General features: G+C 69.5%; 8 protein-coding genes. 6 read left to right on the top strand and 2 right to left on the bottom strand.

What is annotated here, in order from left to right; translation table 11 throughout:
• Positions 1-1108 (bottom strand): glycoside hydrolase (locus AB0O34_RS34350; RefSeq protein WP_363922736.1); only part of this gene is annotated, 1108 nt, incomplete at its 3' end.
• 129 nt (positions 1109-1237) lie between these two features.
• Positions 1238-2254 (bottom strand): LacI family DNA-binding transcriptional regulator, encoded by a 1017-nt coding sequence (locus AB0O34_RS34345; RefSeq protein WP_363922734.1) that lies wholly within the window; start codon positions 2252-2254, stop codon positions 1238-1240.
• Between the two features lie 246 nt (positions 2255-2500).
• Here AB0O34_RS34345 and AB0O34_RS34340 point away from each other — a divergent pair, with 246 nt between their 5' ends.
• From AB0O34_RS34340 to AB0O34_RS34315, 6 genes are all read left to right on the top strand, one after another.
• Entirely contained in the window at positions 2501-3784 is a 1284-nt protein-coding gene (locus AB0O34_RS34340) for an extracellular solute-binding protein (RefSeq protein ID WP_363922732.1), read from the top strand.
• A 126-nt stretch (positions 3785-3910) separates the two neighbouring features.
• Positions 3911-4843, top strand: a complete 933-nt coding sequence (locus AB0O34_RS34335; RefSeq protein WP_363922730.1) for a sugar ABC transporter permease — start codon at positions 3911-3913, stop codon at positions 4841-4843.
• Entirely contained in the window at positions 4840-5715 is an 876-nt protein-coding gene (locus tag AB0O34_RS34330) for a carbohydrate ABC transporter permease (RefSeq protein WP_363922728.1), read from the top strand. The genes AB0O34_RS34335 and AB0O34_RS34330 overlap by 4 nt, the downstream gene beginning before the upstream one ends.
• A 64-nt stretch (positions 5716-5779) precedes the next feature.
• Positions 5780-7153 carry a cellulase family glycosylhydrolase gene (locus AB0O34_RS34325; RefSeq protein ID WP_363922726.1) on the top strand — a complete coding sequence of 458 codons (1374 nt, stop codon included), beginning with the start codon at positions 5780-5782 and terminating at the stop codon, positions 7151-7153.
• 34 nt (positions 7154-7187) lie between these two features.
• Complete coding sequence (locus AB0O34_RS34320; RefSeq protein WP_363922724.1) at positions 7188-10181, top strand: endo-1,4-beta-xylanase; 2994 nt, start codon at positions 7188-7190, stop codon at positions 10179-10181.
• A gap of 21 nt (positions 10182-10202) precedes the next feature.
• Positions 10203-11142: glycoside hydrolase family 43 protein (locus tag AB0O34_RS34315; protein WP_363922722.1), on the top strand; the 940-nt coding region annotated here is incomplete at its 3' end.

The following is an 11142-nucleotide window of genomic DNA, read 5'->3' as shown; positions in this document are numbered from 1 at the left end:
ACACGTGGTAGGAGTCGCCGTCGAGCTGGATGAGCCCGCGCGTCGCTCCCTGCGAGGTGCCGAACCAGTAGACGTAGCCGGTGACGCCCGCGGTGGCCAGCGACTCGTGGATGTTGGACGCCACCGTGAAGCCGTCGTACCCGCTGCCGTCGTCCCAGTTCTCGTTCCAGGTGGTCCCGTTGGGGGACCACTCCGACATCCAGGTGTCGCGCCGTGTCGGCAGCGGATGGTCGATCGGGTCGACGTACGGATGGCCGGTGTGGGTGGTCACCCAGCGGGCGGCGGCGGGGTCGGCCTCGATCGCCTTGGTGTACCCCTCCTGCACGGTCCATCCGGCGCCGTCGCAGCAGGCCACCTTGAGCCCGGCCCTGGCCGCCACCGGCCCGAGCACCTTGACGAACTCGGCCGCCTGCTCGGGGGTGAAGCGCATGGAGGCGTAGGAGACGGTCAGGTCGGGCTCGTTGGTGAAGCCCAGATCGGTGATCTTGATGCCCTCCCGGGCATAGAACTTCGTGAACCGAACCAGGTATTCGGCGTAGGCCCGGCGCCAGTCGCCGCTCGCGCAGCTCGTGCCGGTCAGGCCGCACAGCGTCCCGCCGTTGGCGTCGGTGCCGTTGTCCTTCATGTAGCCGGGGGCGCTCCAGGCGTCGGCGTAGAACCGCTTGACCCCGTAGGCCTTCGCCTGCCGGGCGAGCCACACCTGCCCGCCGTCGTCGCCGTCCCACTCGTACGCCGGGGTCGCGTCCGGACCGCCGGGGTCGTTGGGCGCGATCGTGCGCATGTGGTCGTAGACGTTGTCAGCGGAGGAGCCGATGCCGAGCCGCAGGATGCTCAGGCCCGCGCCCTTGGTACGGCTGAGCAGCAGGTCGAGCACCTCCTTCTGGTGCTCGGCCGACAGGCCCTGGGCGCCGTGCAGGACGGCCGCACGCTGGAACGCCTGGGAGAAGCCGAACCCGTCGATCGGCTGGAGACGCGTCCTGCCGTCCACCACGATCTGAGGGGAAGCGCTTACCTCGCCGTCGCGTTCGGTGGAGGCGTGGGCGTACGGGGTCGTCAACGCGGCCAGCGCCAGCCCCGCGGCTATGACGACGTGCGCTCGTCTGGGCACCCGAATCCCTTCCGAAAGTTTCAGAAGATTTACGAGACTTTTCGCGCCCTGAAACCTAGGCGGGTTCGTGGCATACGTCAAGACCTCGCGCTGCGATCGCGGCGGAGGGGCGAAAGGTTTCGGAAAGGGCTAGTGGGAGGACGGGGGAGCGGTGCTGTCCCTGACCAGCAGGTCGGTCGCCAGCTCGACCCGCCGGGTCTCGGGGGACTCGCCCCGGGAGATCTCCAGCGCCATGCGGGTCGCCAGCGCGGCCATCTCCTCCAGCGGCTGGCGGACCGTGGTCAGCGGCGGCCACGCCGAGCGCGCCAGCGGCAGGTCGTCGAACCCGACCACGCTCAGGTCGTCGGGCACGCGCAGCCCGGCCCGCCGCGCGGCCTCGAACACGCCGAACGCCTGCATGTCGCTGCCCGCGAAGATGGCCGTGGGCGGGTCGGGCAGCTCCAGGAACGCCTTGCCGTGCACGTGGCCGGAGTCCACCAGGAAGTCGCCGTTGCGGATCAGCTCCGGGTCGACCGTCACCCCTGCGGTCTCCAGGGCGGCGCGGTAGCCGTCGATGCGCGCCCGGCTGCACAGCATCTCGGGCGGGCCGCCGATCATGCCGATGCGGCGGTGGCCGAGCTCCAGCAGGTGGCGCGTGGCCGCGAGCCCGCCGTGCCAGTTGGTCGCGCCCACCGAGGCCACGTCGGCGGCGGGCTCGCCCTCGGGGTCGACGATGACGAAGGGGATGGAACGGGCTAGAAGCTGGCCGTGCTGCCGCCGGGTCAGCCGCGAGGCGACCAGCACCACGCCGTCCGTACGGCGGGCCGCGATGCGGTCGAGCCAGTCGCGGCCCGGCCCCGAGTGGGTGTGCAGGACCGAGACGACCACGGCCGCCTCGGCCTCGCGGGCCGCGGTCTCGGCCCCTCGGATGATCTCCATCGCCCACGGGCTCTCGATCTCGGCGAAGACCAGGTCGATCAGGCCGATGGGGCCGTCACCCTGGCCGGTGCGCCGCTTGTAGCCGTGCTCGTGAAGCAGCCGCTCGACCCGCCGGCGCGTCTCCGGTGCGACCTCGGGGCGGCCGTTGACGACTTTGGAGACCGTGGGGACCGACACCCCGGCCTCCGCGGCGATCAGAGCGATCGTGACCCGCCTCTTCGCTGACATGCGACGGAGTGTATCCGAAAGCTTTCGGAATCTCCCTCAGAGGGGGCCGGTTCGCCGGGCCGTCTTGCCGGAGCGGGTTGCCACGGGTATCCGCAACGAGACGTGCATAGCTATTGACGCGTTACGAGCGCTTTACGTACTCTCCGGGTCACGAAACATTCGGGGGTTCCAAAGAAAGTTTCAGAGCGCAGGTCTCCTGGCTCTCGCAGCGGGACCGTATACGAGGAAGGAACCACGGAGATGTCGTTGAGTCGGCGAGGTGGGGTGTTACTGGCGGCGGCTGCGCTTTTTCTTGGAGGCTGCAGCGGCCAGGCGAGCACGGGGAACACGGGCGGCGGGTCCTCCTCAGCCGGGAAGGTCACCGTCGAGTGGTGGAACATCTCCACGACGGAACCGATGAAGTCGTTCTGGGCGCAGAAGGTCAAGGAGTACCAGGCCGCGCACCCGAACGTCACGATCAAGAACGTACCGATCGAGAACGAGGCCTTCAAGGCGAAGCTGTCGACGGTCACCCAGTCGGGCAAGACGCCGGACCTCTACTCCACCTGGGGCGGCGGCGTGCTCAAGCAGCAGATCGACGCCGGGCTGGTCAAGGACCTCTCGTCCGAGGCGGCGACCTGGATCGCCGACTTCACCCCGGCCGCGATGCAGGCATACCAGTTCGACCAGAAGACCTACGCGATTCCCAACGACATCGGCATGGTGGGCTTCTGGTACAACAAGGCGCTGTTCGCCAAGGCCGGCATCACCGCGCCGCCGGCCACGTGGACCGAGTACCTCGACGCCGTCAAGAAGCTCAAGGCCGCCGGGATCACCCCGATCGCCCTGGCCGGCAAGGAGAAGTGGCCAGGCCACTACTACTGGGCCTACCTGGCCATGCGCATCGCCGGGCTCGACGCGCTCAAGCAGGCGGCGATCGACGACGACTTCACCAAGCCCGACTTCGTGGCGGCCGGCGCGCGGCTGAAGGAGCTCGTCGACCTCCAGCCGTTCCAGAAGGGCTTCCTCGGCGCCGGGTACTCCACGCCTGACGGCCAGGCCGCGACCATGGGGAACGGCAAGGCCGCCATGGAGCTGATGGGCCAGTGGGCTCCGACCGTCGAGAAGGACTCCGGCAAGGGCCTCGGTGACAACCTCGGGTTCTTCGGCTTCCCCTCGGTCGAGGGCGGCAAGGGCTCGGCGACCGACGCCTTCGGCGGCGGCGGCGGGTACGCGGTGGGCGTCAACGCGCCGCCCGCGGCCGTCGACTTCCTGAAGTTCATCTCCCAGAGCGACGTCCACCGCCAGGCGGTGGAGACCGGCGCGATCCTCCCGGTGCTCAAGGGCGAGGAGAAGGCGGTCAAGGACCCGAACCTCGCGGTGGTGGCCAAGGCGCTCGCGAGCGCGACCGGGTTCCAGCTCTACCTCGACCAGGCCTACCCGCCGGCGGTGGGCCAGGAGGTCAACGACAGCGTGGCGGCGCTCATCGCGGGCTCCAAGACCCCCGAGCAGGTCGCGCAGGCCATCACCCAGACGGCCAAGTCCGAGTAGGAGACGACGACGGGCGGGCCGGACAGGACGTCCGGCCCGCCGGCGGAATGGAGTGAGATGACACGTCCGGCGCTGACGGATGTACGACCGGCGACCACGGCGAGAGGGCCGCGAGGAGCCGGTCCGGTGGCCGCCCAGTCGGCTCGCCGCCGCCGGTTCGGGGGCCTGGTGACGATCACGCTGTTCCTGCTCCCCGCGCTGGTGCTGTTCGGCCTGCTCGTACTCGTGCCGATCGCCGTCGCCATGTACACGAGCGTGTTCAAGTGGAACGGCCTTGGTGGCCTGCCGTCCAACTTCGTCGGGCTCGACAACTTCACCCGGATGTTCGACGACGAGGTGTTCGTCGGGGACCTGTGGCGCGGCCTGGTGCTGATCGTCCTGTCGATCACCATCCAGCTCCCGCTGGCGCTGGCCATCGCCATGCTGCTCAACCAGAAGATGCGCGGGCGGGCGGTCTACCGGCTGCTGTTCTTCGCCCCGTACGTGCTGTCCGAGGTGATCACCGGGGTCCTGTTCACCATGATCCTGTCCCCGGAGGCGGGCCTGGCCAACCAGATGCTGGGCGCCATCGGCCTGGACGCCCTGCAGTCCAGCTGGCTCGCCGAGCCCTCCACCGTCATGATGTCGCTGTTCCTGGTCATGATCTGGAAGTACTTCGGCTTCCACATGATCCTCTACCTGGCGGGCCGCCAGAGCATCCCGAAGGAGCTGGGCGAGGCCGCCGCGATCGACGGGGCGGGGAGCTGGAACCAGTTCCGCTACGTGACCCTGCCGCTGCTCGGGCCGACGATCAGGATCAGCGCCTTCCTCTCCGTCATCGGGGCGATCCAGCTGTTCGACCTGGTGTGGGTGCTCACCAGCGGAGGGCCGATCCACTCCTCGGAGACGATGGCCGTGACCATGTTCCAGTTCGGCTTCAAGCGGTCCCAGGTCGGCTACGCCAGCGCGATCAGCGTCGTGATGTTCCTCATCAGCCTCGTCTTCGCGCTCGCCTACCAGCGGTTCGTCCTGCGCCGCGACACCGAAGGAGCGATCACCACCATGCGAGACCAGCGATGACCGCGCCGGCCCAGACGCCGGGCCACGCCCGCCCGGCCGTCCCCTTGCGGCTCTCGTGGCTCAGATCCCTTTCGCTGCACGCGATCGTGCTGGTGCTCGGCGCGTTCATCGTGGTGCCGTTCGTCTTCGGGCTGGTCGGCGGTTTCAAGGACACCAGCCAGCTCTCGACCAACCCCTTCGGCCTGCCCTCGCCGTGGGTGCCGGAGAACTACACCGACGTCCTCACCTCGGGCTCGTTCTGGCGCCAGCTGATCAGCAGCACGTTCATCGCGCTGGCGACGACGGCCATCGTGGTCGGCCTGTCGGCCATGGCGGCCTTCGTGTTCGCCCGCTTCGCGTTCAGGGGCAGGGAGTTCCTGTTCACGCTGTTCGCGGTCGGGCTGATGTTCCCGTTCGCGGTGGCGATCCTGCCGCTGTTCATCCTGCTGCGGACGCTCGGGCTGCTGGACAACCCGTTCGGGGTGATCCTGCCGCAGGCCGCCTTCGGCCTGCCGGTCACGATCATCGTCCTGCGGTCGTTCTTCAGGACGATCCCGCGCGAGGTGGAGGAGGCCGCGACGATCGACGGCTGCACCACCTTCGGGTTCTTCTGGCGGATCCTGCTGCCGATGGCACGGCCCGCCCTGGCCACCGTTTCGGTCCTCGCGATCGTGGCGAGCTGGAACAACTTCTTCCTGCCACTGGTCATCTTCAACGACCCGAACTGGTGGACCGTCCCGCTCGGCGTCCAGCAGTTCTACGGCCAGTACTCCGCGGACACGGCCCGCATCCTCGCCTACGTCGTGCTCGCGATGGTGCCCGCCCTGGCGTTCTACGCCGTCGCCGAGCGTCAGCTCATCGGCGGCCTCACGGCGGGAGCGACGAAGGGATGACTGCGCGCCTTTCACGGTCCATCGAGCGTCACGGCCTTTACGGCTTCTCACCAAGGAGTGCTGAATGACCCTGCGTGTGTCCGGATCCCGCCTCGTCGCGGCCGACGGAAGCTCCGTGCGGCTGCGCGGGGTCGGCCTCGGGGGCTGGATGAACATGGAGAACTTCATCACCGGCTACCCCGCCAACGAGTCGTCGATGCGCGACGCCGTACGGAACGTGCTGGGCGAGGAGCGGCAGGAGCTGTTCTTCGACAGGCTGCTGACGTCCTTCTTCGGCCCCGAGGACGCCGCCCTGCTCGCGGGCATGGGCGTCAACTGCGTGCGCATCCCCGTGAACTACCGGCACTTCGAGTCCGACGAGCGGCCGATGGAGATCGTCGAGAACGGCTTCCGCCACCTCGACCGCGTCATCGGCCTGCTGGCGGAGCACCGGATCTACAGCGTGATCGACCTGCACGCGCTGCCGGGCGCGCAGAACCAGCACTGGCACTCCGACAACCCCACCCACGTGGCGTCGTTCTGGCAGCACAGGCACTTCCAGGACCGCGCCGTCCACCTGTGGGAGGCGATCGCCGACCACTACAAGGACCACCCCTGGGTGGCGGGGTACAACCCGGTCAACGAGCCGGGCGACGCCGCCGGGCGGGTGATCGGGCCGTTCTACGACCGCCTGGTCAAGGCGCTGCGCGCGGTGGACCCCTCCCACGTGCTCTTCCTGGACGGCAACACCTACTCCACCGACTTCTCGATCTTCCGCGAGGTGTACGAGAACACGGTGTTCGTCTGCCACGACTACGCGCTGGCGGGGTTCGCCCACGGCGGCCCGTACCCGGGGTACACGCGGGGCGAGTGGGTCGACAGGGGGCAGCTGGAGCGGGCCTTCGAGAAGCGCACGACCTTCCAGCGGGAGACCGGCACGCCGCTGTGGGTGGGGGAGTTCGGCCCGGTCTACACCGGGGACCCGGCGGTCGACGAGCAGCGTTACCAGATCCTCGCCGACCAGCTGGAGATCTTCGACGGGTACGAGGCCGGCTGGTCGCTGTGGACGTACAAGGACGTGGGGCTCCAGGGTCTGGTGCACGCCGACCCCGCCGGGCCGTACCTGCGCCGCTTCGGTGACTTCGTCGCCAAGAAGCATCGGCTCGGGGCCGACCGGTGGGGCTCGACGATGGAGGAGTCGGGCGACGTGCTGACGCCGCTGCACCGGCTCATGGAGAGCGAGTTCCCCCTGTGGGAGCCCTATCCCTGGGGGGCCCGCTACCAGGTGGACGACCTCATCCGGCACATCCTCATCGCGCAGGCGCTCGTGCCGGAGTATGCCTCCCTGTTCGGCGGGGTGGACGACGGCGAGCTGGTCGCCCTGGCCGACTCCTTCGCGCTCGGGAACTGCGTGCGGCGCGGCCCGCTGATCGACCTGCTGACCGCCAACCTCGCCTGACCTGGCTCATCTACCTGTCCTTGAGGAGACCAGCATGCGGTTACCCCGTTCCTGGGTGGCGGCTGTCCTGTTATGCCTTCCGTTGTCCGTCCTGTCGGTTCCGGCGGCGCACGCCGTATCCGTGCAGGCCGTACAAATCGCGAAGTATGACTTTGAAGACGGCACCACGCAGGGATGGGGGCCACGGGGCTCCGGGGTCGCGGTCAGGGTGGCCCCGGACATGGCCCATTCGGGGAGCGACTCCCTGCTGACCACCGGCAGGACCGAGACCTGGCACGGCGCCACCATCGGCCCGCCGCTGGAGAAGGGCGTGACGTACTCGGTCACCGCCTACGCCCGCCTCGCCGCCGGGCAGCCCTCAAGCACGGTCGCGCTCACCGTGCAGCGCACGCCCGCGGGCGGGACCACCGCCTACGAGCGGGTCGGCGCGGCCACGGTCACCGACGCGGCCTGGGTGGAGATCGCCGGCACGTACACCTACGCGGAGGACTCCACCGAGCTGCAGCTCTACGCCGAGAGTTCGGAGGCCACCGGCGAGTACTACCTGGACGACATCACGATCACCGCCGACGCCGACCCCGGGCAGTCCGGCGTGACCACCGACTTCGAGAGCGGCACCACGCAGGGATGGACGTCGCGGGCCTCCGCCTCGCTGGCGGTCAGCACGGCGGAGGCCCACGGCGGCACCGCCAGCCTGCTGGCCACGGGCAGGTCGGCCTCCTGGGACGGGCCCTCCCTCAACGTCCTCGGCAAGATGACCAAGGGCTCGAAGTACACGCTGTCGCTGTGGGCGCGGCTCGGGCCGGACACGGCCTCCGGCGAGCTGGGCCTGTCGGTGGAGCGGCGCCTCGCCGGCACGGCGAGCTACGACCGGGTGGTGGCGCCCACCGCGATCACCGCCGGGCAGTGGGTGCAGCTGAAAGGTTCATACACCCCGGCCTACGACGTGGACTTCCTCAGCGTCTACGTGGAGTCGGGAAGCGGCACCTTCCCGTTCTCGATCGACGACTTCACACTGGCGTACGTGCCGCCGAAGCCCATCCAGACCGACCTGCCCTCGCTCAAGGACAGGCTGCCCTTCGACGTGGGAGCGGCGGTCGCGCGGGCCCAGACCCTGGGCGAGCACGGGCAACTGCTCACCAAGCACTTCGACAGCATGACCCCCGGCAACGCGCTGAAGTGGGACGCCACCGAGCCGCGCGAAGGCGAGTTCACCTTCGGCGACGGCGACTACCTGGTGGACTACGCCACCGAGCATGGCCTGAAGTTCCGGGGTCACACGCTCGCCTGGCACAGCCAGACCCCCGACTGGGTGTTCAAGGACGGCGACCGCGACCTGACCGCCACGCCGCAGGACAAGGCCCTGCTGCTGAAGCGGCTGGAGAACCACATCAGAGCGGTCGTCGGCCGCTACAAGGGCAGGATCCGGACCTGGGACGTGGTCAACGAGGTCGTGGACGAGAACCAGCCCGACGGCATGCGCCGCAGCCCGTGGTTCCTGGTCACCGGCTACGACTTCATCCGCACGGCGTTCCGCGTCGCCCACGAGGTCGACCCGGCCGCCGAGCTGGTGCTCAACGACTACAACACCGAGCTGCCGCGCAAGCGCCAGGCCGTCTACAACCTCGTCAAGAAGCTCAAGGGCGAGGGGGTGCCGGTCGACGCCGTCGGCCACCAGCTCCACGTCAACATCGAGCAGGCCCCGGCCTCGGAGATCGAGAAGACCATCGAGCTGTTCGCCGGGCTCGGGGTGGACCAGCAGGTCACCGAACTGGACGTCAGCGTCTACACCGACTTCGTCTCCACCTACACCACCGTGCCGGCCGAGGTCCTGGCCCAGCAGGGGTACCGCTACAAGGAGATCTTCGACGTCTTCCGCCGCCAGGCCTCGCGCCTGTCGTCGGTCACGGTCTGGGGCCTCGGCGACGACGGCACCTGGCTGTCGTCGTTCCCGATCACCCGGCTCAACCCCCCGCTGCTGTTCGACGACGAGCTCCAGGCCAAGCCGGCGTACTGGGGCGTGGTGGACCCGTCCCGGTTGCCGCCGCTGACGCGGAGACTCGACGCGCCGAAGGCCACCGTCAAGATCGACGGGGAGCGCGAGGGACAGTGGGACCTGCTGCCCGACACGCCCATCGCCCGGGTGGGCGACCTCGCCGCCGGGTTCCAGGCCCGCTGGTCGCCCGCCGGCCTCGCCGTGCTGGCCGAGGTACGCGACCCCTCACGCGACCGGTCCGACACGGTGACGGTCAGGCTCGGTGGCACGGCCCACGTCATGAAGCGTGACGGCCGTGCCCGATGGTTCGACACGCGGGCCGCCAAGAGCGGGTACCGCGTGGAAGCGCTCCTTCCCGCCGGGGCGGCGCTCGGCGGGAAGGTTCCATTCGAGCTGGTCGTGCACGACGCCAGGGAGCAGGTCTCCTGGAAGGGCGAGCTCACCCTCACGCCGGCGGTGAGCCGAGCGACGGCACGCAGGGGCACGCCGGTGATCGACGGGGTCGCCGACGCCGCCTGGGCCAGGGTCCCGGAGATCCGCACCTCCACCTGGATCCAGGGCACCACCGGTGCCACCGCCACCGTCCGCGCGATGTGGGACGCCGGGCACCTGTACGTGCTCGCGCGCGTCACCGATCCCACGCTCAGCGAGGCCTCGCCCAACCCGTGGGAGCAGGACTCCGTGGAGATCTTCGCCGACCCCGGGAACGGCAAGACCAAGGGGTACGACGATGACGACGGGCAGTACCGCGTCTCCTTCTCCGGAAAGGAGACCGTCGGCGGCACCTTCGACGCCTTCGCGATCAAGGACAACCTGACGAGCGCGGCGAAGACCGTGCCGGGAGGCTACGTCGTCGAGGCGTCGATCAGGCTGCCGACGGTCACCCTGGCCGCCGGAAGCCTCCTGGGCTTCGACATCCAGGTCAACGACGCGACCGCCGCCGCCCGCACGGCGGCCGTGACCTGGAACGACGCCTCCGGCCGGTCCTATCTCAGCACGGCGGGCTGGGGAGTACTGGAACTGATCAAGTAAGCAGACGAAAGGCCGCGTGCGGTGCGCTTCAGCAACCCGATCCTGCCGGGGTTCTACCCGGACCCGTCGATCTGCCGGGTGGGCGACGACTACTACCTGGTGACGTCGACCTTCGAGTGGTTCCCCGGCGTGCCGATCTTCCACAGCAGGGATCTCGTGCACTGGCGGCAGATCGGGCACGTGCTCGACCGGGCGTCCCAGCTCCCGGTCGACGGCATACGGCCGAGCGGCGGCGTCTACGCGCCCACGCTCAGACACCACGACGGCGTCTTCTACATGATCACCACCTTGGTGGACGGGCTGATGGAGACGGGCAACTTCCTCGTCACCGCCACCGACCCCGCAGGGCCGTGGAGCGAGCCCTACTGGCTGCCGGACACCGAGGGGTTCGACCCGTCCCTGTTCTTCGACGACGACGGCCGGGCGTGGGCGCACGGCACCCGCCCCGCCCGGCCGAGCCTGTACGAGGGGCACACCGAGGTCTGGCTCCGCGAACTGGACCTCGACGGCATGAAGCTCGTCGGCCAGGAGCACGTGCTCTGGGAGGGCGCGGTCAAGGGCGCGGTCTGGGCCGAGGGGCCGCACATCTACAAGGTCGACGGCACCTACTACCTGCTGGCCTCCGAGGGCGGAACCGAGCACGACCACGCCCTGAGCGTCGCACGCGCGGACACGGTGACCGGGCCGTACACCGGGAACCCGCGCAACCCGGTCCTCACCCACCGCAACCTCGGCCGCGACCACCCCATCGTGGGCACCGGCCACGGGGACCTGGTCCAGACGCCGGGCGGCGAGTGGTGGATGGTGCTGCTCGCCATGCGGCCGTACGGGGGATACCACTACAACCTCGGCCGCGAGACCTTCCTGACACCGGTGCGGTGGGAGGACGGCTGGCCGGTCCCCGGTCCGGTCGAGCTCACCGCCGAGGGGCCGGACCTCCGCCCGCACCGGTGGCCCACCG

The organism is Sphaerisporangium sp. NPDC088356 (assembly GCF_040685555.1).
Classification (GTDB): domain Bacteria; phylum Actinomycetota; class Actinomycetes; order Streptosporangiales; family Streptosporangiaceae; genus Sphaerisporangium.
Note: the sequence above shows the minus strand (reverse complement) of the source record. Positions and strands in the feature narration are given on the sequence as shown.